Annotated in this window: 22 protein-coding genes; 8 read left to right on the top strand and 14 right to left on the bottom strand. The window is 55.6% G+C overall.

Going from position 1 to position 22,596, the window contains the following annotated elements; translation table 11 throughout:
- Both LCD46_05280 and tesA read right to left on the bottom strand, forming a co-directional pair.
- Complete coding sequence (locus LCD46_05280) at positions 1-771, bottom strand: SDR family oxidoreductase (protein ID UOY71746.1); 771 nt, start codon at positions 769-771, stop codon at positions 1-3.
- A gap of 28 nt (positions 772-799) precedes the next feature.
- On the bottom strand, positions 800-1,423 hold the full coding sequence (tesA, locus tag LCD46_05285; protein ID UOY71747.1) for a multifunctional acyl-CoA thioesterase I/protease I/lysophospholipase L1: 624 nt from the start codon (positions 1,421-1,423) through the stop codon (positions 800-802).
- Here tesA and LCD46_05290 point away from each other — a divergent pair.
- From LCD46_05290 to LCD46_05300, 3 genes are all read left to right on the top strand, one after another.
- Entirely contained in the window at positions 1,394-2,080 is a 687-nt protein-coding gene (locus LCD46_05290) for an ABC transporter ATP-binding protein (GenBank protein UOY71748.1), read from the top strand. The two genes, tesA and LCD46_05290, sit on opposite strands and share 30 nt — an antisense overlap.
- Positions 2,077-4,491, top strand: a complete 2,415-nt coding sequence (locus LCD46_05295; protein ID UOY71749.1) for an ABC transporter permease — start codon at positions 2,077-2,079, stop codon at positions 4,489-4,491. Before LCD46_05290 ends, LCD46_05295 begins: the two co-directional genes overlap by 4 nt.
- Positions 4,492-4,673: 182 nt before the next feature.
- Complete coding sequence (locus LCD46_05300) at positions 4,674-5,819, top strand: porin (protein ID UOY71750.1); 1,146 nt, start codon at positions 4,674-4,676, stop codon at positions 5,817-5,819.
- Positions 5,820-5,944: 125 nt separating this feature from the next.
- Here LCD46_05300 and mnmH read toward each other — a convergent pair whose 3' ends face one another.
- The 7 genes from mnmH to ppiB all read right to left on the bottom strand — a co-directional run bounded on the left by mnmH (position 5,945) and on the right by ppiB (position 11,636).
- Positions 5,945-7,015, bottom strand: a complete 1,071-nt coding sequence (mnmH, locus tag LCD46_05305; GenBank protein UOY71751.1) for a tRNA 2-selenouridine(34) synthase MnmH — start codon at positions 7,013-7,015, stop codon at positions 5,945-5,947.
- A gap of 84 nt (positions 7,016-7,099) precedes the next feature.
- Positions 7,100-8,167 (bottom strand): 5-(carboxyamino)imidazole ribonucleotide synthase, encoded by a 1,068-nt coding sequence (gene purK / locus LCD46_05310; GenBank protein UOY71752.1) that lies wholly within the window; start codon positions 8,165-8,167, stop codon positions 7,100-7,102.
- Positions 8,164-8,673: a 5-(carboxyamino)imidazole ribonucleotide mutase gene (purE, locus tag LCD46_05315; GenBank protein UOY71753.1), complete on the bottom strand. Its 510-nt coding sequence runs from the start codon at positions 8,671-8,673 to the stop codon at positions 8,164-8,166. The genes purK and purE overlap by 4 nt, the downstream gene beginning before the upstream one ends.
- A gap of 171 nt (positions 8,674-8,844) precedes the next feature.
- Positions 8,845-9,054: a DUF1471 domain-containing protein gene (locus tag LCD46_05320; protein UOY71754.1), complete on the bottom strand. Its 210-nt coding sequence runs from the start codon at positions 9,052-9,054 to the stop codon at positions 8,845-8,847.
- A gap of 79 nt (positions 9,055-9,133) precedes the next feature.
- A protein-coding gene (locus tag LCD46_05325; protein ID UOY71755.1) for an IS3-like element ISSen4 family transposase occupies positions 9,134-10,254 on the bottom strand; the annotation gives its coding sequence in 2 pieces (ribosomal slippage) (positions 9,134-9,996 and positions 9,996-10,254; 1,122 coding nt in all).
- Between the two features lie 161 nt (positions 10,255-10,415).
- Positions 10,416-11,138 carry a UDP-2,3-diacylglucosamine diphosphatase gene (gene lpxH, locus LCD46_05330; GenBank protein ID UOY71756.1) on the bottom strand — a complete coding sequence of 241 codons (723 nt, stop codon included), beginning with the start codon at positions 11,136-11,138 and terminating at the stop codon, positions 10,416-10,418.
- A 3-nt stretch (positions 11,139-11,141) separates the two neighbouring features.
- Complete coding sequence (gene ppiB / locus LCD46_05335; protein UOY71757.1) at positions 11,142-11,636, bottom strand: peptidylprolyl isomerase B; 495 nt, start codon at positions 11,634-11,636, stop codon at positions 11,142-11,144.
- A 175-nt stretch (positions 11,637-11,811) separates the two neighbouring features.
- On the opposite strand from ppiB, the gene cysS reads away from it, so the two are divergent.
- Positions 11,812-13,197 (top strand): cysteine--tRNA ligase, encoded by a 1,386-nt coding sequence (gene cysS / locus LCD46_05340; GenBank protein ID UOY71758.1) that lies wholly within the window; start codon positions 11,812-11,814, stop codon positions 13,195-13,197.
- Between the two features lie 89 nt (positions 13,198-13,286).
- Here the strand turns inward: cysS and LCD46_05345 are convergent, their stop codons facing one another.
- The 5 genes from LCD46_05345 to folD form a co-directional block, all read right to left on the bottom strand.
- A complete protein-coding gene (locus LCD46_05345) occupies positions 13,287-13,814 on the bottom strand; it encodes a metal-dependent hydrolase (GenBank protein UOY71759.1) in 528 nt (175 codons plus the stop codon).
- Between the two features lie 73 nt (positions 13,815-13,887).
- The gene (malI, locus tag LCD46_05350; protein ID UOY71760.1) at positions 13,888-14,904 is read right to left on the bottom strand and encodes a Mal regulon transcriptional regulator MalI; all 1,017 of its coding nucleotides are present in this window, start codon (positions 14,902-14,904) and stop codon (positions 13,888-13,890) included.
- 83 nt (positions 14,905-14,987) lie between these two features.
- Positions 14,988-16,487, bottom strand: coding sequence for a PTS transporter subunit EIIC (locus LCD46_05355; protein ID UOY71761.1), 1,500 nt, complete (start codon positions 16,485-16,487; stop codon positions 14,988-14,990).
- A gap of 233 nt (positions 16,488-16,720) precedes the next feature.
- Positions 16,721-16,933 (bottom strand): ribosome-associated protein YbcJ, encoded by a 213-nt coding sequence (gene ybcJ / locus LCD46_05360; GenBank protein ID UOY71762.1) that lies wholly within the window; start codon positions 16,931-16,933, stop codon positions 16,721-16,723.
- Between the two features lies 1 nt (position 16,934).
- Positions 16,935-17,801, bottom strand: a complete 867-nt coding sequence (folD, locus tag LCD46_05365; protein ID UOY71763.1) for a bifunctional methylenetetrahydrofolate dehydrogenase/methenyltetrahydrofolate cyclohydrolase FolD — start codon at positions 17,799-17,801, stop codon at positions 16,935-16,937.
- A 310-nt stretch (positions 17,802-18,111) separates the two neighbouring features.
- Here folD and fimA point away from each other — a divergent pair, with 310 nt between their 5' ends.
- The 4 genes from fimA (at position 18,112) to LCD46_05385 (ending at position 22,587) form a co-directional block, all read left to right on the top strand.
- Positions 18,112-18,672: a type 1 fimbrial major subunit FimA gene (gene fimA, locus LCD46_05370; protein ID UOY71764.1), complete on the top strand. Its 561-nt coding sequence runs from the start codon at positions 18,112-18,114 to the stop codon at positions 18,670-18,672.
- A 63-nt stretch (positions 18,673-18,735) separates the two neighbouring features.
- Positions 18,736-19,281 carry a type 1 fimbrial protein subunit FimI gene (fimI, locus tag LCD46_05375; protein UOY71765.1) on the top strand — a complete coding sequence of 182 codons (546 nt, stop codon included), beginning with the start codon at positions 18,736-18,738 and terminating at the stop codon, positions 19,279-19,281.
- Positions 19,282-19,315: 34 nt separating this feature from the next.
- A complete protein-coding gene (gene fimC, locus LCD46_05380) occupies positions 19,316-20,008 on the top strand; it encodes a type 1 fimbria chaperone FimC (GenBank protein ID UOY71766.1) in 693 nt (230 codons plus the stop codon).
- 14 nt (positions 20,009-20,022) lie between these two features.
- Positions 20,023-22,587: a fimbrial biogenesis usher protein gene (locus LCD46_05385; protein UOY71767.1), complete on the top strand. Its 2,565-nt coding sequence runs from the start codon at positions 20,023-20,025 to the stop codon at positions 22,585-22,587.
- Positions 22,588-22,596: the final 9 nt, after the last annotated feature.

Raw genomic sequence — 22,596 nt, forward strand, 5'->3', positions numbered from 1 at the left:
TCAACCGTGTAAAATTTTGTCCATCATCCGGCCCGGCAGCAGGCGTTTTAACCAGCCTACGGCATGGGTGACCAGCGTCACCGGATAGCGAATTTTTGGATTTTCACTCTCAAAAGCATGGCGCACTTTCGCGACAACCGCTTCCGGCCCGAGGGTAAAACGTGCGGCGATGCCAGGGTTTTCGACCGGTTTGTCCGCCTGCGTCTGGTTGACGTTTTCGGTAAAGCGGGTGCGGATGGGGCCGGGTTCAATCAGGCTGACCTTAATGCCGCTGTGACGCAACTCCATGCGCAGGGCGTCAGACCAGGCCTCCAGCGCATATTTGCTGGCGGCGTAGGCGCCGCGGCCTGGGGTGGAGATCAGGCCCATCACCGAGGAGGTCATCACGATACGTCCTTCACCGTGCGGCAGCATGGCGGGGAGCAGGCGCATAGTCAGTTGATGCACGCCGAAGAAGTTGGTCGAAAACTGTTTTTCCAGCGTTTCGCGGGAGAGCGTATCCAGCGGGCCATACACGCCGTAGCCGGCATTGTTAAAGAGCCCGTACAGACGATTATCGGTCAGCGCGATCACTTCATCGGCGGCGCGTTCAACGCTCTCCGGCGAGTCCATATCCAGCAGCACGCCGGTAAACCCCATCCCGTTCATGCGTTCGACATCGTCGGGTTTACGGCAGGCTGCCAGGACCCGAAATCCCTGGCGCTTTAATTCGAGCGCGCTTTCAAGGCCAATTCCACTGGAACATCCTGTAATTAAGACCGATTTTTGCATAACTTTACCTGTCAGGATCTCCGCTTAATCAGGAGTCATGTTTAACTAAAGGGGCCAGCCGCGTTGCCATCCAGTCGGCAATAAACGGCTGAGCATCGCGATTGGGATGGATCCCATCGTCTTGCATCCATTGGGGTTTGAGATAGACCTCTTCCATGAAAAATGGCAGCAGCGGAATATCAAACTCTTTGGCAAGCTTTGGGTAGATCGCGCTAAAGGCCTCATTATACCGACGACCGTAGTTAGCGGGCAGGCGAATTTGCATCAGCAGCGGCTGGGCGTTTGCCGCCTTGATATCCTGCAGAATGGTGCGCAGCGTCTGTTCTGTTTGCTGAGGCTGAAAACCGCGCAGGCCATCATTGCCGCCAAGCTCAACCAGCACCCAGCGCGGCTGATGCTGTTTGAGTAAGGCAGGCAGCCGCGACAAGCCCTGCTGCGAGGTATCGCCGCTGATGCTGGCATTGATCACCGGCGTTGTGCTCTGCCATTTATCATTGAGCAAAGCAGGCCAGGCCGCGCTGGCGGCCATGCGATAGCCTGCACTCAGGCTGTCGCCGAGAACCAGTAACGTGTCCGCTGCCGCCGCGCGGAAGGTCATCAGAATCAAAAACAGGAAGGGCAAATGCCAGCGGAAAACAGTGTTGAAGTTCATCGTCTTAAGAAATCCGTCGGTCAGGGGGAACACGAGCTTTCCATCCTTACTGGAGTTGAACTCGTTGTCAAACGCGCTGAAACCATCGCGCTGATTGGCGAATCCGGTTCCGGTAAGTCTACGCTGCTGGCAATTTTGGCGGGTCTGGACGACGGAAGCAGCGGAGGGGTCCACCTTGTCGGGCAACCGCTGCATCAGCTTGATGAAGAGGCGCGCGCTGCGCTGCGTGCGCGACACATCGGTTTTGTTTTTCAGTCCTTTATGCTTATCCCGACGCTGAACGCGCTGGAAAACGTCGAACTCCCGGCGCTTCTGCGCGGCGAAAATAGCCGTGAAAGCCGCGCGCATGCAAAGGCCTTACTGGAGCAACTGGGGTTGGGCAAACGCCTCGACCATCTTCCGGCACAGCTTTCCGGCGGGGAGCAACAGCGCGTGGCGCTGGCGCGCGCGTTTAACGGTCGTCCGGAGGTACTGTTCGCTGATGAGCCTACCGGTAACCTTGACCGTAAAACCGGGGACAAGATTGCTGACCTGCTGTTTTCGCTCAACCGTGAACATGGCACTACGCTGATCCTCGTGACCCACGACCCGCAACTTGCCGCCCGCTGTGACCGTCGTCTGCGGCTGGTCAACGGTGTTCTTCAGGAGGAAGCATGATTGCCCGCTGGTTCTGGCGCGAGTGGCGCTCGCCCTCGCTGCTGATAGTCTGGCTGGCCTTAAGCCTGGCGGTAGCGTGCGTGCTGGCGCTCGGCAGCGTCAGCGACCGCATGGAGAAAGGGCTCAGTCAGCAAAGCCGGGAGTTTATGGCGGGAGACAGGGCGCTACAAAGTTCACGCGGGGTTCCGCCGGGCTGGATTGATGAAGCGCGCAAGCGGGGGCTCAAGGTCGGGGAGCAGATAAGCTTCCAGACCATGACCTTCGCGGGCGAAACGCCGCAGCTGGCAAGCGTCAAAGCCGTCGATGACATCTACCCGATGTATGGCGAACTGCAAACCAGCCCACCAGGGTTGAAACCCAAACCCGGCACGGTGCTGCTAGCGCCGCGCCTGATGGCGCTGTTGAACCTGAATACGGGCGACAGCATTGATGTCGGTGATGCTACGCTGAAAATTGCCGGGGAAGTGGTTCAGGAACCTGACTCCGGGTTTAATCCGTTCCAGCTCGCGCCGCGATTACTGATGAACACCGCCGATGTGGCGAAAACCAATGCCGTACAGCCGGGTAGCCGCGTCACCTGGCGCTATAAGTTTGGCGGCACGCCTGCCCAGCTTGACGCGTATGAAAAATGGCTTCTGCCGCAGTTAAAACCGGAACACCGCTGGTACGGGCTGGAGCAGGACGAGGGAGCGCTCGGTAAGTCCCTCGAGCGTTCTCAGCAGTTCCTGCTGCTTTCGGCCCTGTTAACGCTATTGCTGGCAGTGGCGGCAGTTGCCGTCGCAATGGGGCACTACTGCCGCAGCCGTTACGATCTGGTGGCGGTTCTCAAAACGCTGGGTGCGGGCAGGGTGCAGTTGCGTAAGCTGATTGTCGGCCAGTGGCTGATGCTGCTGCTTTTCTCGGCCTTCACCGGCGGGGTAATGGGGCTACTGTTCGAAAAACTGCTGATGGTGATGCTGAAACCGGTGCTCCCGGCAGCATTGCCGCCGGCCAGCCTCTGGCCGTGGCTGTGGGCGATGGGCGCGATGACGGTAATTTCGGTGCTGGTGGGGCTCCGTTCGTACCGGCTGTTGATTGCGACGCAGCCGCTGCGTGTTTTACGCCGTGACGTCGTGGCAAACGTCTGGCCGCTGAAGTTCTATCTTCCTGTGATAATCGCGGTGGCGGTTGGGCTGCTGACCTGGCTGATGGGGGGCAGCACTCTGCTTTGGGCAGTACTGTCCGGGGCGGTTGTTCTGGCGCTGCTGTGCGGCGTACTGGGCTGGATACTGCTCAATATTCTGAAAAAAATCACGGTAAAATCGCTTCCCGTGCGGCTGGCAGTGAACCGTCTGCTGCATCAGCCCTGGTCCACGCTCAGCCAGCTTTCGGCGTTTTCGCTGTCGTTTATGCTGTTGGCACTTCTGCTGGTGCTGCGAGGCGATCTGCTGGATCGCTGGCAGCAGCAGCTTCCGCCGGAAAGCCCAAACTATTTCCTGATCAATATCGCGCCTGAGCAGGTCACGCCGCTGAAGGGATTTCTGTCGGAGCATCACATTATCCCCGAGTCGTTCTACCCCATCGTTCGCGCGCGGCTGACGCAGATCAACGGTCAGTCAACGGAAGGGAACAAGGACGAGTCGCTTAACCGCGAGCTGAACCTGACCTGGCAGGAAAAACGCCCCGATCATAACCCCATTACCGCCGGAACCTGGCCGCCGAAAGTGGGGGAAGTGTCGATGGAAGAGGGGCTGGCGAAGCGTCTGAGCGTTAAGCTGGGAGACAGCGTCACGTTTACCGGGGATACGCAGGATTTTACCGCGAAAGTCACCAGCCTGCGTAAGGTGGACTGGGAAAGCCTTCGGCCCAACTTCTTCTTTATCTTCCCGCCGGGGGCGCTGGACGGGCAGCCACAGAGTTGGCTGACCAGCTTCCGCTGGGAAAACGGCAACGGCATGCTGACCCAGCTTAACCGGGAGTTTCCGACGGTCAGCCTGCTGGATATTGGGGCGATCCTGAAGCAGGTGGGACAGGTGCTGGAGCAGGTGAGCCGCGCACTGGAGGTGATGGTGGTGCTGGTTACGATCTGTGGCGTGCTGTTGCTGCTGGCCCAGGTACAGGTGGGGATGCGCCAGCGCCATCAGGAGCTGGTGGTTTACCGCACGCTGGGGGCCGGTAAGCGGCTGCTGCGGGCGACGCTCTGGAGTGAATTCGCACTGCTGGGGCTGGTGGCAGGTCTGGTCGCGGCCATTGGTGCAGAGACGGCGCTGGCTGTCCTGCAGACAAAGGTCTTCGACTTCCCATGGGAGCCTGACTGGCGTCTTTGGCTGACATTGCCTCTCTTTGGTGCGGTACTGCTTTCCCTCTGTGGAGGCTGGCTCGGTACACGCTTGTTAAAGGGCAAAGCCCTGTTCCGCCAGTTTGAGAGTTGATTCAATGTGGTGATAATTACGCACCGGTTTTTATATCGGTGCGTAGTAATTTAATGGCACAAAAAGATAATACCCACTCATTTAGTAGCACAAAACATTAAAAAACCGTCCACACAGACTGATTATTTCCAGTTAATATTCACCCGCTAAATATTTAGCAGCGTGTCTATTAAGGAAAAATAATGACTATAAAAAAATCAGCGCTGGCGGTTACGATCGGCGCGGCAGTGGCATTGACTACCTTCGCTTCTCAGGCGGAAATCACCGTTCTTAAACAGGATCCTCAGGCGGGCGATCCACTGAGCCGTCTGAACTTCACCGTGGGCGACAGTATCCGTCCTCAGTTCAACATGATGACGGGCGATGGCGACAAAGGTTCCTACAAACGTAATGGCTTCGACGGCGGTACCCGTTTCCGTTTCGCAGCCGATTACTACCTGTTTGATGACATCAGTTGGGTAAGCTACTACGAGCTGGGCGTGAACATTCCTGCGCTGTTCGACTGGGACAACCACTACAAAGAAGGCGCGAACAACACGACTCGCCGTATGTTGTACACCGGTCTGAAGAGCGACACCTGGGGTACACTGACCTATGGTCAGCAGAACAGCGTTTACTATGATGTGGTTGGCGTGAAAACCGATATCTGGGACTACGACATGATCGGTCAGGCACCAGGTAACGGTATCAACGGTGACTACGACGGTTCTTATCGTTCACGCAACATGCTGAAATATAAGAAAACCGTTGGCGATGCTGACATTTATGCATCCTACCTGTTTGAAGACAGCGAATACCTGCCGGGCAACGGCCTGCGCTACAAGCGTAAAGGCGGCGGTTCACTGGGTCTGGATTATCACCTGACTAAAGATCTGACCTGGGGTACGGCGTGGAACTACACCCGCGCCGACATGCGTAACCCGGACAACGGCGACAGCAAAACCTACGATCAGAACATCCTCGGTACTGCGCTGAGCTGGAAACCTGACAACTGGACCTTCTCCTTTGGCGGCGGCTGGTACCAGAACTTCCTGACCACCAAAAAAGTGTCTGTTAACGACTACTTTGCGGGCGACGCGTGGGGTATTGAATACTTCGCAGGGTATAAATTCCCAATCAATCAGTATGCGGTTAAATCCATCCAGCCTTACTTCATGGGCGATCGCATCGAGTACGTGAACGGCCGTAACTACCAGCGCATCGACAACGGTGTGGGTATCAGCTTCCAGCTGGATTATGGTTTCCGTGTTGATTACGAACACGTATTCACCTCCAGCACCGACGATCTGGGCGATATGAACCTGGTCCGTCTGCGTTACGACTTCTAAGTGATCTTGTAGGGTGCGGCCTGATGCCCTCACCCTGACCCTCTCCCACAGGGAGAGGGAACAAACATTAAAAACGGCAACCCTGGTTGCCGTTTTGCTTTTACCTCGTCACCCGGCTTTATTTTTCAGCGATCAAGCCACTCAGCAATTTCTTCGAACGTTCCGCGATAGACAATCTTCTCCGCTTTCTTTCCAAGCTGATAGCTGTACATCGGGTCGTAATAATCATTCAGCAACGGGGCAAGCCAGCGGAAGTGCGCATCAGTGCTGCCAGAGCGTTGTTGTTCCAGCAGCGCGGAATCTAACAGCTCGGTGAATTCTGCATACCGCTGCAGCCCCAGACGGCGGCGAATGGCGAACAGGCCGTGGTGCAGGTACTCGCTGTACTCTTTCCAGCCTTCTTCATCACCGTAAGCCGCAGAAAAATCTGCCCACATATGGTCGAAATACTCTTCTCGCAGGCGCTCAAGACGGATATCAAACGGGTCGTCGACGACAACGATAGGAGCTTCAACCATACGGTCGCGCAGGCACTCCGGCAGGTGGTTGGAACCAATCATCCGACCTTCATCTTCCAGCACCCAGCGTGCAGCGTCTTTTTTTAATAGCTCAACCGCAAGGTGATTTTCAAAGCTGGCCTGGGAAAGCTGCGGCGTGAGCGTGCGGCCAAACGATGAACCGCGATGGCGAGCCAGTCCTTCCAGATCAATGCCCTGGACATGTTGCTTAACCAGCAGGGTTTTACCGCTGCCGGTACAGCCACCGATAAGTACCATCGGTTTTTGTGACTGCTCGGTTGTGACCTGAATCGCCGTCTGACGCAGGGCTTTATAGCCGCCGCGGATCAACGGGTAGTCGACACCCGCCTCTTTCAGCCATGCCTGTGAGATGTGCGAACGCTGGCCGCCGCGTGCGCAGCAGAGATAGCCCTCAGGATGGGCAAGGCTGGCCTCCCGCCAGGCGTTGATCCGTGCCTCACGCGTTGCGCCGTTCACCAGACTATGGCCGAGCGCCAGCGCGGCCTCGGGGCCCTGCCGCTTATAGCAGGTGCCGACGGCGGCGCGCTCGTCGTCGTTCATTAAAGGCAGGTTGAGCGCGGCGGGCATCGCGCCCTGTGCAAATTCGATCGGCGCGCGAACGTCGATTAAAGGGGTATCGGACGCGAGGATCGCGCGATAGTCCGTTCCATCGTTCATGGTTATTCCAGAAGAAAACTCAGCAGCAATGGGCGGGGATTGTACGCCGGGGAAGGGGAAGGTCAACTCCCCGGCGCAGGTGTGTTACTTGATCTTAGACTGTGCCCAGACAATTCCGCTCGCGTATTCCGGCGGCAGAAGAGGGATGATGGCTTCGAGGGTGGCGCTCAGACGGCCCGTGTCGCTGTCGTTCAGGTTCAGGTGACCGACCTTACGACCCGGGCGAACCTCTTTGTCATACCAGTGCAGGTGTACCAGCGGCAGCTTCAGCCAGTCGTAGTTCAGATCGGTGCCGATCAGGTTGATCATCACTGACGGGCTATTCACCACCGGCTGCGGCAGAGGCAGCTCAGTGATGGCGCGCAGGTGCAGTTCGAACTGGCTGATGGACGCGCCGTTTTGCGTCCAGTGGCCGCTGTTGTGCACGCGCGGCGCAAGCTCGTTGATCAGCAGACCTGACGGGGTGACAAAGCACTCCATCGCCATTACGCCGACGTAGCCCAGTTCGTGCATGATGGCAGACAGCATGTCTTCCGCCTGTGCCTGTTGTTCCGCACTGGCCTGCGGAAACGCCACGCTGGTGCGCAGAATGCCGTCCTGATGCAGGTTATGCGTCAGCGGATAAAAGACGGTATGCCCGTCGTGCCCGCGCGCGCCAACCAGCGACACTTCGCCGCTAAAGTTGATGCCCTGCTCAACGATACACTCGCCGTAGCAATCATCCGGCAGTTCTGCCGTTTCATTTGCACGCAGGCGCCACTGACCGCGGCCATCGTAACCGCCCACGCGGCGCTTCACGATGGCCAGTTCGCCCAGCATCGCGAAAACATCATTCCACTCGCTTTTATCCGACAGGAGCTGCCACGGTGCAGTCGGCAGACCGAGCTTGTCGAACAGCTGCTTTTGCGTCAGACGGTCGGCAATAATCGGGAAAACATCGCGGTTAACAAAGGCGTTATGACGCGCCAGCTCGCGAGTCAGCGCCGTTTCCGGCCAGCGTTCGATCTCGGCGGTGATCACGCTCTGGTGGAACGGTACCGCTTCAGGTTCATCATCCAGCCCGACGGGCCAGACGGAAATACCCAGCGGTTCACCCGCCTGGCGCAGCATACGGCCCAACTGACCGTTACCGAGGACGCAAACCTGCTTCATGCCGCACCCCGTGGGTCCGGATTGTCCAGCACCTCGTCGGTCTGTGCTTTACGCCAGTCAGCCAGACGCTGATGTAAGTCTTTATCATGCGTCGCCAGGATCTGTGCAGCCAGCAGGGCAGCATTTGCAGCACCCGCTTTACCAATCGCCAGCGTGCCGACCGGAATACCCCGCGGCATCTGCACGATGGAATAGAGGCTATCGACACCGCTCAACGCAGCGCTTTGTACCGGCACGCCCAGAACGGGGACCAGCGTTTTAGCGGCAATCATGCCTGGCAGATGTGCTGCGCCGCCCGCACCGGCAATGATCACCTCATAACCGTTCTCTTCAGCGCCTTCGGCGAAGCTGAACAGTTTGTCCGGTGTACGGTGTGCGGAAACCACTTCAACGTGGTGCGGAACATTCAGGATTTCAAAGATTTCGGCGGCGAACTGCATGGTAGCCCAGTCGCTTTTGGACCCCATCACGATGGCGACACGCGCCGGATTATTGCGGGAAGACATGCGTCTTAAAACTCCTGTGGTGCGAAACACACTGCTTTCGAGGGCACAGAGAATAGCATGTAATACGGGGAAGGAAAACGGTTGCGCGGTTAAAACTTGAGCCGTTGTGACCGCCAGGACATAACAAAACAGACCGCTATCTGGCGGTCTGTTTTCATCAATCAGGTGTCTTTATTTGGTCAGTTCTGCGGTCATGTATACGCGGTTGTTAACCTGTGCGCTGGTGATTTTGTAAGACGCACCTTGTTCAGCAGCCTGAGCGGCGATTTTCGCTTCTGCGCGGTCGAGGGTAGAAGCACTCGCGCTGACGCTCTGAGCGAAAGAACCAAAAGAGATCATAGAAAGAGCGGCAACTGCAACGAAAGTTTTGATGGATTTCATGGTCGTATTCCTGAAGTAATTTATCTGGGATAGGGCGTGTTGCCCTGATGTGACCTGCCCCCACGATTAGATACAACACTCAGTTAGTAACGTCGGAATCTTCATTCTCAGAATGACCCTTTCTCCAGCCCGCTGCAAATTCAGACGGTGTCTGATAATTCAGCGTGGAGTGCGGGCGGCATTCGTTATAATCCTGCCGCCAGTCATTAATAATTTTCCTGGCATGAACGATATCGCTGAACCAGTGCTCATTCAAACATTCATCGCGAAATCGTCCGTTAAAGCTCTCAATAAATCCGTTCTGCGTTGGCTTGCCCGGCTGGATTAAGCGCAACTCAACACCATGCTCAAAGGCCCATTGATCCAGTGCACGGCAAGTGAACTCCGGCCCCTGGTCAGTTCTTATCGTCGCCGGATAGCCTCGAAACAGTGCAATGCTGTCCAGAATACGCGTGACCTGAACGCCTGAAATCCCAAAGGCAACAGTGACCGTCAGGCATTCCTTTGTGAAATCATCGACGCAGGTAAGACACTTGATCCTGCGACCGGTGGAAAGTGCGTCCATGACGAAATCCATCGACCAGGTCAGATTGGGCGCCGCCGGACGGAGCAGCGGCAGACGTTCTGTTGCCAGCCCTTTACGACGTCTTCTGCGTTTTACGCCCAGGCCACTGAGGTGATAAAGCCGGTACACGCGCTTATGATTAACATGAAGCCCTTCACGGCGCAGCAACTGCCAAATACGACGGTAGCCAAAACGCCTGCGCTCCAGTGCCAGCTCAGTGATGCGCCCTGATAAATGCGCATCAGCAGCCGGACGGTGAGCCTCATAGCGGCAGGTCGACAGGGATAAACCTGTAAGCCTGCAGGCACGACGTTGCGACAGACCGGTCGCATCACACATCAACATCACGGCTTCCCGCTTCTGGTCTGTCGTCAGTACTTTCGCCCAAGAGCCACCTGAAGCGCCTCTTTATCCAGCATGGCTTCGGCAAGCAGCTTCTTGAGTCTGGCGTTCTCTTCCTCAAGCGACTTCAGGCGCTTAACTTCAGGCACCGCCATACCGCCATACTTCTTACGCCAGGTGTAAAACGTGGCATCGGAAATGGCATGCTTGCGGCAGAGTTCACGGGCGGGTACCCCAGCTTCGGCTTCGCGGAGAATACTGATGATCTGTTCGTCGGAAAAACGCTTCTTCATGGGGATGTCCTCATGTGGCTTATGAAGACATTACTAACATCGGGGTGTACTAATCAACGGGGAGCAGGTCAGATGTGATAAATATTAGGCTAACCATGGGCTGATTAAAATCGGAACAATTTGCCAATGTTATTCAAAAAAATAGAATGATATTTGAGGGGTTAAAACGGAAAAGCGATCAGCTCTACACTCTCTGGTGTGACTTTGACCATGGAGCCTTCACTGTGCCAGGCACCCAGTACGACGCGGTGGGCCGGTTCGCCGTTGGCGATAAGGGAATGTACATCGGGGCGATGAGTATGACCGTGGATCAGCCACTGGACGCGATGCTTTTCCATCACGTTGACCACTGTCTGCGGGTTGACGTCCATGATGGTCATGGATTTGCTGCTGTTGGCGGCTTTACTGCCCGCGCGCATTCTGGCTGCGATACGGTTGCGGATAAACAGCGGCAGGGACAGGAACACTTTTTGGATCCACGGGGTGTGGACTTTGGCGCGGAAGGCCTGATAACCGGTATCGTCGGTGCAGAGCGTATCGCCATGCATGATCAGGATCTTTCGGCCATAGAGTTCGAGCACCTGTTCTTCCGGCAGCAGTTGCATACCGCTTTCGCGAGCGTAGCGCTTGCCGAGCAGGAAATCACGGTTGCCATGGATGAAGTAGCAGGGAACGCCGGAATCCACCAGCGCATTAATGGCTGCAGCCATTTCCCGGTGCAGCGGGTTAGGGTCGTCGTCGCCAATCCAGGCTTCGAACAGGTCGCCCAGAATGTACAGCGCGTCGGCGCTTTTCGCTTCACCGCGTAAAAAACGCAGAAAACCGGCGGTGATCGCCGGTTCTTCTGTTTGCAGATGCAAATCCGCAATAAAGAGTGTCGCCACCTATTACTCGCTGACGGTCACGCTGGTAATCACTACGTCTTCTTTAGGAACGTCCTGGTGCATGCCGCTGCGGCCAGTAGAGACGGCTTTGATCTTATCAACCACGTCCATACCTTCAACCACTTCTGCGAATACGCAGTAGCCCCAACCCTGCAGGCTTTCGCCAGAGAAGTTCAGGAAGTCGTTGTCGGCCACATTGATGAAGAACTGGGCAGTAGCAGAGTGAGGCGCCTGAGTACGGGCCATCGCCAGCGTGCCACGGGTGTTTTTCAGACCGTTGTTCGCTTCGTTTTTGATCGCTTCTTTGGTCTCTTTCTGGTGCATGCCAGGTTCAAAACCGCCGCCCTGGATCATAAAGCCGTTGATCACGCGGTGGAAAATGGTGTTGTTGTAGAAACCTTCGCGGCAGTAGTCCAGGAAGTTTTTAACTGTTTCAGGCGCTTTGTCATCAAAGGTTTTGATTACGATATCGCCATGATTAGTGTGGAAAGTAACCATTTTTGCATCCTGTTCCGTTATTGTGGTGCGTCAACCCGTGTTCGGGTCACATATAGGGGCTTGTTATAGCATAACCACAGGACGCGATCACCTTGCATTGTGTGCTGATCCTATTCCGAATTATGGGTATTATAGGGAACAAACAACCCACACACGTGTTTACATGGAATCTTCGATGTTAAAAATCTTTAATACAATGACGCGCCAAAAAGAGGAATTTAAACCTATCCATGCCGGGGAAGTCGGCATGTACGTGTGTGGTATTACGGTTTACGATCTCTGTCATATTGGCCATGGCCGTACCTTTGTCGCCTTCGATGTTGTTTCGCGCTACCTGCGTTTTCTGGGGTACAACCTGAAGTACGTGCGCAACATCACCGACATTGACGACAAAATCATTAAACGCGCTAATGAAAATGGCGAGAGCTTTGTGGCGCTGGTGGACCGCATGATCGTTGAAATGCACAAAGACTTTGATGCATTAAATATTCAGCGCCCGGACAGCGAGCCACGTGCGACCCACCATATTCACGAAATTATTGAAATCACCGAAAAGCTGATCGCACGCGGTCATGCCTACGTTGCGGATAACGGCGACGTGATGTTCTCCGTGCCGACGGACCCAACCTACGGCGCGCTTTCCCGTCAGGATCTGGATCAGCTTCAGGCCGGTGCCCGCGTTGACGTCGTTGACGTGAAGCACAACCCGATGGACTTCGTGCTGTGGAAGATGTCCAAAGAGGGTGAACCGAGCTGGCCATCTCCGTGGGGCGAAGGGCGTCCTGGCTGGCACATTGAATGTTCGGCGATGAACTGCAAACAGCTGGGCAACCATTTCGATATTCACGGCGGCGGCTCGGATCTGATGTTCCCGCACCATGAAAACGAAATTGCACAATCTACCTGTGCACATGGCGGCGAGTACGTTAATTACTGGATGCACTCCGGGATGGTGATGGTTGACCGCGAGAAGATGTCTAAATCACTCGGCAACTTTTTCACCGTGCGTGACGTGCTGAAGTATTACGATGCGGAAACCGTGCGTTACTTCCTGATGTCCGGTCACTACCGTAGCCAGCTGAACTACAGCGAAGAGAACCTGAAGCAGGCGCGCTCGGCACTGGAGCGTTTGTACACCGCGCTGCGCGGTACCGACAGGTCTGTTCCTGCTGCGGGCGGCGAAGCGTTCGAAGCGCGCTTCATTGAGGTGATGAACGACGACTTCAATACGCCAGAAGCGTACTCCGTGCTGTTCGACATGGCGCGCGAAGTGAACCGCCTGAAGTCAGAGGATATGGCGGCAGCGAATGCGCTGGCGTCCCATCTGCGTAAGCTCTCTTCCGTTCTCGGCCTGCTGGAGCAGGAGCCGGACGTGTTCCTGCAAAGCGGTGCGCAGGCGGACGACGGTGAAGTGGCGGAAATTGAAGCGTTGATCAACGCGCGTCTGGAAGCGCGTCAGGCGAAAGACTGGGCGGCGGCAGATGCGGCGCGTAACCGTCTGACCGAGATGGGCATCATTCTGGAAGATGGCCCTCAGGGAACCACCTGGCGCCGTAAGTAATCTTCCCCTCACCCTAACCCTCTCCCGCAGGGAGAGGGAATGGTCAGGTTTGCTCCCTCTCCCCGTGGGAGAGGGTCGGGGTGAGGGCATCAGCGCGCACGTCTTCTCCACCACAACATCCCCATCAGCACTACTCCCGGCAGCCACACCCACAGCAATTCTGAAATGATCACCTGATGCCCGTACGGCGTGGTATAGCGTGACAGCGCGAACGGTGCGACCTTAATCACCTGCCATGGCGCAAAGAAGCGTTCGTCTGACCACGGCCACAGCCAGCCAACCCCTTTCCCCCCCGTGGTAATGGAATCCAGCAGGCTGTGCGACAGTAATGACACGGTTAAAAACAGCCAGCACCGGGGCAGGCTGGCTCTGAACCATCGTCGACCGATCAGCAAGCAGAGTATCGGCACCACAAAGGCAAACAGCAGGGAGTGAGTAAAGCCGCGATGGCCGAAAACATTGCCATAGGCAACGCCGAACTTAAACGCCAGCACGTCGGCGTCCGGCAACATCGCGAGGACAATTCCGGTGAACAGCAGACGAGGCGGAATAACTCTGGTTCCCAGGCCTAAGCCCAGGCAAAGCGGAACAGCAGCGTGCGTAATAACGGTAGGCATTGACATTATCCATGGCAAATCATGGAAATATAGCAGTAATCTCGCGCTAACAGACCTGTGCTAAATTCTGATTTTACGCCGATTCGCGCGCGATAAGCTGCCCGGAAAGCGTAATCCGCTGCGTTTGCAAGTCCGGCTCTTTCAGCTTGCGAATAATCAACCCGGCAGCCTGACGCCCCGTCTCTTCACTGGCGGAGGAGACGTAGGTCAATGACGGTGACGTGAGGTTTACGTGCAGCATATCTTCGAAACCGACCAGCGCGACCTGCTGCGTCAGAAACACGTCTTTACCCACCGTACGTCCTACCTGATGAATCGCTGATATAGAGCCGATCATGGCATCAGGCGAGTGGCAGAGCAGGGCGGTGAAGGTGTTGTTTTTTTCCAGCAGTTGGCGGGTGGCGAAACCCGCGGCCAGCGTGTCATCACTGCAGGCCGGAGAGTATTCATCGCGCCAGACCAGCCCGTTTTGCGTCATCGCGCTGCGAAAACCGAGCAGACGCTGCTCGCGGATAAGGCAGCCCTCACGCCCGCCAATGTAGGCGATATTGCGATGGCCGCGCTCGATAAGATAACGTACCGCCAGATTTGCCGCCTGACGGTTATCACGCATCACCAGGTTGCATTTTTCCTCCAGCAACGACTGAGAGACCGCAACCAACGGCAGTGGGCAATGACGAATGTGTTCCGGCAGGGTGGATGTCCGGGTGTCAGAAGCGAGGTAAATCACACCGGCGACGCCCTGCTGTTTAAACGACAGCAGGCAGCGTTCCAGATGGTCATAGTCATTCTGCGGCTGGCCGAGAAACACCATATACCCCTGTTTTTCCAGCTCCTGGACGATGCTCGCCATCACCTTGATGGAGAAGCTGTCGCTGAAGTCACGGAGGATAAGACCAATAAGATTGGAGGTGTTGGCGCGAAGGTTGGCGGCGGCGACGTTATGAACATAGCCCAGGGTATTGATGGCAGCGTTGACCTTCTCGATCGTTGCCTCTGAGATTTTCCCTTTCTGGCGCAACACCAGCGAGACGGTTGAGACCGAAACGCCCGCGTGCTTTGCGACATCAATAATGCTGACTTTCTTCAAAACCGCTCCCTGAAATTTGCCGATTATCAGCCAGATAAAACACGTCTCCCAGCGTACAGGAGACGTGTCGTTCAGGCATCTTATTATTTGCCGATCATGGTGGACATGGTCTGGGCGATAAACTGTGCTCTGGCACCGAAAATCACCTGAATACCGTTGTCGCCGACGAAGACCACGCCGCGCGCGCCAAGTCCGTTCAGGCCGTCTTTATCAACTGCCTCGCTTTTTGCCACTTCCAGACGCAGACGGGTGATACAGGCGCCGACGGAGTTGATGTTATGCGCTCCGCCCAGCAGGGTGATGATCTCGGTCGCGAGTTCGGAATCTGACTTCTCATCCGCATTGGCTGTCACTTCAGTGCGGCCCGGCGTTTTCACGTCGAAACGACGGATCACAAAGCGGAACGTGAAGTAATAAATCAGGCCCATTGGAATGCCGATGATAATGGCGTTCAGGAAATTGGTTTTGTAACCGTTAAACGACGGCAGGATCCCGAATGACAGATAGTCGATAAAGCCCGCGGAGAACGACTTGGCGATATGCGCATGCAGCAGATACATGGTCATATAAGCCAGGCCCGCCATGATGGCGTTAAAGACGTACAGAATCGGCGCCACGAAGATAAAGGTAAACTCAACCGGTTCGGTGATCCCCGTCAGGAAGCAGGTCAACGCCGCAGAGAACAGAATACCGGCCGCGATTTTCTTATTCTTCGTATGGGCTTCGTGATACATCGCCAGGCACGCCGCAGGCAGCGCGAACAGCATCAGCGGGAATTCACCCTGCATGAACTTACCGGCATTCTGGTAGGTGTCGCTGCTGAAGGATTTGACCCCTTCTTCCAGCATCTTGAACCAGATGGTTTGGTCGCCGTGGATCACCTGGCCTGCCTGGGTGGTGTAATCCCCAAACGAATACCAGAAGGATGGATACCAGATGTGGTGCAGTCCGAGCGGGATCAGCGCGCGTTCCACCAGACCGAAGATAAAGGTCGACGCCGCCTGATTATCGCCGTTAACCACTACGGAGAGTGCGTCGATACCGGCCTGGATATGTTGCCAGATGTAGGGCAGCAGCAGCCCCATCAGGAACGAGAGGAACGCCGTTGCAATTGCCACGAAGCGCTTACCGGAGAAGAAGCCCAGGAACTCCGGGAGCTGCATGGTGTGGAAGCGGTTATAGCACCAGGCCGCGAGAATACCGCAGATCAGGCCGCCGAAGACGCCCATTTGCAACGTCGGGATGCCGACCACCATGGCGTATTTCCCGCCCTGAGAGGCCATTTCCGGCGTGATGCTCAGCACGGTGCTAATGGTGATATTCGTGACAAATACCGATACCGCCGCAGACAGCGCAGCGATACCGGATTCTGACGCCAGACCCACGGCAGAGCCAATGGCGAACAGCATCGGCAGGTTATCAAAAATAACCCCGCCCGCGTTCATCATCAGCGGCAGGTGGAACTTATCGCCGAAGGCCAGCAGCAGGCCCGCAGCGGGAAGCAGTGAAATTGGCAGCATCAAGGCGCGACCAATCATAGACAACTTAGACAGCGATTTAACAAACCCTGATATCAGACTCATGCTGATTTCCCCCGAGTAGCGCTTTTTTTAGCGCTGTTATTGTAAGTAGAACGTTTTAGTAGAACGTTCTACTTATCGTGGGCAAAGTGTGAAAAACGCGCAACTGAATTTTCACTATTCAACAGAGGAAATAGTGATTATTTGAAGTTGATCGATAAATAACCGTGATGGATGTGAGGGGATTTTTAACCCTCTCCTGCTGGGAGAGGGTTGGGGTGAGGGCGTCAAATGGCTCAGGCCGTAACGGTCACGCTCTGTCCTTCAAAGCTCACGGTCTGTCCCGCGACAATCTTGCAGCGCTTGCGCGTTTCCACCACGCCGTCGACTTTTACTCGCCCGTCGGCGATCACGATTTTCGCCTGCGCGCCGCTTTCGCTCCAGCCTTCCAGCTTCAGCAGATCGCACAGTTCAACGTGTGGGTGTTTTCCTAATGAAAATGTCGCCATCTTACGCGTCCTCTACATCATGGTACTCTTCGCATGCCTGCAAAGTATTCTGAATCAATGTGGCAACCGTCATCGGGCCTACGCCGCCCGGTACTGGGGTGATGTAAGAGGCACGTGCCGCAGCATCTTCATACACTACGTCACCGACGACTGTGCCGTTTTCCAGACGGTTAATTCCGACGTCCACGACAATCGCACCCTCTTTAATCCATTCACCTGGAATAAAGCCCGGTTTCCCGACGGCAACGATCAGCAGATCGGCGTTCTCTACGTGGTGACGCAGATTTTTGGTGAAACGGTGGGTGACGGTAGTGGTGCAGCCGGCCAGCAGCAGTTCCATGCTCATCGGGCGGCCCACAATGTTGGAGGCACCAATGACCACGGCGTTCAGACCGTAGGTGTCAATGTTATAACGCTCCAGCAGCGTCACGATACCGCGTGGCGTACATGGACGCAGACGCGGTGCACGCTGGCACAGGCGGCCAACGTTGTACGGATGGAAACCGTCAACGTCTTTATCCGGTGCGATACGCTCCAGCACCTTCACGTTGTCGATGCCTGCGGGCAGCGGCAACTGAACCAGAATACCGTCGATCTCTTTATCGGCATTCAGAGTGTCAATAAGTTCCAGCAGTTCTGCTTCGCTGGTGGTTTCTGGCAAATCGTAAGAGCGGGAGACGAAGCCCACCTCTTCACACGCTTTGCGTTTGCTGCCGACATAAATTTGTGATGCCGGGTTGCTACCAACCAGCACAACGGCCAGCCCAGGGGCGCGTTTTCCGGCGGCTTTACGCGCCTTCACTTTTTCCGCAACCTCAGAGCGCACCTGCTGCGCAATCGTTTTACCGTCAATAATCTTTGCTGCCATCAGAGAGAAGATTCCGTCTGTAACGTTTGAAAGGGGGGATTGCCTGTATTTTGTCAGAAGCGAGCGCCGCTGTCAGTCACCCTTTGCGAGTTTTCATCAGTAGGGCATAAAAACCCTTCGGGATGGATGGTCAATTTCTTAGGCGGGATTAGGATGTGACCTGGAGAAATGGCAGCGTTTTGACATATTTAAAAAATGATTCCTGAGCTACTTTGTCTCCTCCGAAATAAGCTTTCAATTCAACAATTGAACGTATTTCTTATTCCCGATTATTCGCGGGAAGGGTTATTTACATTTTAAAGGAATAGACATGAAACTCAGCAACATTGCTTCTACTGTTATTGCAACTCTGGCCCTGGTCGCGGGTGCCGCTCATGCAGCCGATCCTGCTCCGGTTTCCGTAAATGGCGGTACTGTGCATTTTAAAGGTGAACTGGTTAATGCTGCATGTTCAGTAAATACTGATTCTTCCGAGCAGACTGTTAATCTCGGTCAGTACCGTACCGCGAAATTCACTAAAGTGGGCGACACCACCTCTAATATCCCATTCAACATTGAACTGAACGATTGCGATCCACTGGTAGCGAAAACCGCCGCCGTTGCGTTCACCGGTCAGATTGATGCAACTGACAAAACCCTGCTGGCAGTGACTTCCGGTAGCAACGATAACACCGCGAAAGGCGTGGGTATCGAGATCCTTGACAGCAAATCCAGCGTTCTGACTCCAGACGGTGCAACCTTCTCTGCTGCACAGAGCCTGATCGAAGGTACTAACACCCTGAAATTCACCGCACGTTATAAATCAACGGCTGCGACCACCGAGCCAGGCCAGGCAAACGCTGACGCCACCTTCGTTATGAAATACGAATAATTCGTACAAGGATGTTCAGGCCTCAGGGACGAGGCCGTCATACGCTAATGCCAGGAACGAAGGATGATAAAAACGGGAGCATTACTGCTTTTAGCGCTTGCGATGACTAACCAGGCATCGGCACATACCGTGGTGATCGAAGGTGGCAAAGTTCACCTCAGAGGTGAACTGGTGAACGGCGGCTGCGCCGTTGCGCCCGACAGCCAGAATATGCGCATCGACATGGGACAGTATCGAACCAATTCATTTGCCGGTGTGGGGAGCTTTTCCACGGTGAATGTCCCCTTCACCGTGCGGCTACTGGATTGCAGCGTTGATGTCTCGCGCACCGTGGGGATCCAGTTTCAGGGTGTCACACCCGCAGAAGATCCGCAGGTTTTTCTGGCGACATCGCGGCCAGGTGAAACACCTGTCAGCAGCGGTGTGGGGCTGGCGCTCTTTGACGAACAACAACGTCAGATTATCCCAAATGCCACTGCCGTCAGCTGGTTGCCGGTAAATACCAGTGAACTCGCGTTTCATTTTAGCGCCCGCTATCGGGCTATTTCCGAACATCTCATGCCAGGCAATATTCAGTCGGATGTCTGGTTTACGTTGATTTATCCATAACACCTGCGAACACATTATTAAAGGTACGGTTGTGATGAATACCCGAATTAAACCAGGACTTTTTTTATCGTTTATTTTGATGATGGTTTCTGCTTGCGCGAATGCTTCCGGCGGTATTGCGCTGGGGGCCACGCGCGTTATTTATCCGGCAGATGCGAAGCAAACGTCGCTGGCGATCACTAACAGCAACAAACAAGAACGCTATTTAATCAACGCGTGGATCGAAAATGCGAACGGGCAAAAAGAAAAAACCTTTGCCGTCACACCGCCCCTGTTTGTGAGTGAGCCAAACAGCGAAAACACGCTGCGTATTATTTACGCCGGACCGACGCTGCCCGCCGACCGCGAATCGCTCTTTTACATGAACGTGAAAGCGATCCCGTCAGTGAACAAGGAGAAAACGGAAAACAATAACGTGCTGCAGCTGGCGATCCTTTCGCGTATCAAACTGTTTGTACGCCCGAACAATCTGGCGATGCAGCCGGAAGAGGCGCTCTCCCAGCTGCGTTTTGAGCGTACTGGCAACCACCTCAAAGTCAGCAACGCGTCTCCGTATTACATCACCCTGGTCAACATGAAGCTGGGTGGCAAGACGCTGGATAACCTGATGGTTGCGCCTAAAAACTCGGCACAGCAGGTACTGCCAGCCGGTGCGAGCGGCACGCTCTCCTGGCAGAGCGTGAATGACTACGGTGCCATTACACCGGCGCGTAGCGTCAACCTGTGAGCAGAGTCAGGGCGATGAAAAATCATCTGGGACGTTACTGCCCGGTTGCACTGGCGCTGATGGCCGCGCTCTGGCCGCAGTCTGGCTGGAGCGAAAGCTACTTCAACCCGGCCTTCTTGTCCGACGATACCGCCAGCGTGGCGGATTTGTCGCGTTTTGAACAAGGTCACCAGCAGGCACCCGGCGTTTATCGTGTGGATATCTGGCGTAACGATGAGTTTATCGGCACCCAGGACGTGCGTTTTGAGCAAGCCGAAAACACCCCGCCAGTGGCGGGCGGTTTATCGCCGTGCATCACGCGCGCGATGCTCGATCGCTTTGGTGTCAATGTTGCGGCATTTCCTGAACTGGCAAATGTACAGGGCGATACCTGCGTTCCGCTGACCACGGCCATTCCTGGTAGTGAGACGGCATTTAACTTTGCCTCTCAGCGTCTGAACGTCAGCCTGCCGCAGGTGGCGTTGCAGAACAGCGCCCGTGGCTACATTCCGCCTGAACAATGGGATGAAGGCATTCCCGCCGCACTGTTGAACTACAGTTTCACCGGTAACCGGGGCAGCGAAGACGACAGTTATTATCTGAACCTGCAGAGCGGGTTGAACTATGGTGCCTGGCGTTTACGTAACAATGGCGCATGGCGTTACACGCAGAATAACGGGCAGCGACACAGCGAGTGGCAGAATATCGGCACCTGGGCGCAACGCACCGTTATTCCGCTTAAAAGTGAACTGGTGCTGGGTGACAGTAATACCGGTAATGATGTCTTCGACAGCGTCGGTTTTCGCGGCGGACGGCTCTTTTCATCTGACAGCATGTACCCTGACAGCCTGCAGGGCTATGCCCCAACCGTACGCGGAATTGCCAGGACGCCAGCTAAAGTTGTGGTGCGTCAGAACGGCTATGTCATTTATCAAAGCTATGTCCAGCCCGGCGCGTTCGCCATTACCGATCTCAACCCGACCTCCTCAAGCGGTGACCTGGAAGTGACGGTCGAAGAGAAAGACGGTACCCAGCAGCGCTATACCGTGCCGTACTCCACCGTACCGCTCCTGCAGCGTGAAGGGCGCTGGAAGTACGATCTTGTTGCCGGGGATTACCGCAGCGGTAACAGCGATCAGGATACGCCATTCTTTACTCAGGGAACCCTGATTACCGGTCTTGCCAATGGTTACACGCTGTACGGTGGTACCCAACTGGCATCTCGTTATACCGCGGTGGCTATCGGGGCCGGAAAAAACCTCGGTGACTGGGGCGCGGTCTCGCTCGATATTACTCACGCCCGCAGCCAGCTCGCGGACGACAGCAAACATGAAGGACAGTCTCTGCGCTTCCTCTATGCGAAATCACTCAACGGCTTCGGCACCAACTTCCAGCTGCTGGGTTACCGCTACTCCACAAAAGGGTTTTACACCCTGGACGATGTGGCCTGGCGCTCAATGGAAGGTTATCAGTATGCGGATAACCAGGATGATAACAGCGTCCCGGACGTGCAGAGTTATCACAACCTGACGTGGAATAAAAAAGGGCGTTTCCAGCTCAATGTGTCTCAGTCGCTGGGGGATTATGGATCGGTATATATCTCCGGCAGCGAGCAGAGCTACTGGGGAACCGACGAGACAAACCTCTGGTATCAGCTGGGGTATGCGGGGGGCGTGAAGGGGATCAACTACTCCGTTTCCTGGTCGTGGAACAAATCCGTCGGGATAGAAGGTACCGACCGGATCGCGTCGTTTAACGTCTCCGTGCCGTTTAGCCTCTTTACCCGTCAGGGATATCGCCGTGACAGCGCGATAGACCGCGCCTATGCCACGGCATCCGCCAGCCGAAACAGCGATGGCGATACAAGCTGGCAAACCGGCGTCAGCGGTACGCTGCTGGAGGATCGCAACCTAAACTACAGCGTGACCCAGGGACACACCAGCAATAATGGCTCAAGCGGTAGCGCCAGTGCCAACTGGCAGGCGACTTACGGCACGTTGGCCGCGGGTTATAACTACTCACGCGATCAGCACGATCTCAACTGGCAGCTCTCCGGGGGCGTGGTCGGTCATGCCGACGGGGTGACCTTCAGTCAGCCACTGGGCGACACCAACGTACTGATCAAAGCGCCGGGAGCATCGGGCGTCAGCGTGGAAAACCAGACCGGCGTGAAAACCGACTGGCGAGGCTACGCGGTTATGCCGTATGCCACCGTCTATCGCTACAACCGCGTGGCGCTGGATACCAACACCATGAGCAACAACACCGATATCGAAAACAACGTGAGCAGCGTGGTGCCAACCAAAGGCGCGCTGGTTCGCGCCAGCTTTGATACGCGTATTGGTGTGCGTGCCCTGCTGACGGTGATGCGCGGTAACCAGCCCGTGCCGTTCGGTGCTGTGGTGCGCGAAACCCAGAGTGGCGTTACCAGCATGGTGGGGGATGACGGGCAGATCTATCTGAGTGGGCTGCCGCTGGAAGGTGAACTGCTTATCCAGTGGGGCGACGGGGCGCAGTCCCAGTGCCGTGCGCACTATCGCTTACCGCCTGAGAGTCAGAACCAGGCTATCACGATGGCGGGAGTCAGCTGTGATCGTTAACAGGAACCC

It is taken from the genome of Enterobacter ludwigii (assembly GCA_023023105.1).
GTDB lineage: Bacteria > Pseudomonadota > Gammaproteobacteria > Enterobacterales > Enterobacteriaceae > Enterobacter > Enterobacter adelaidei.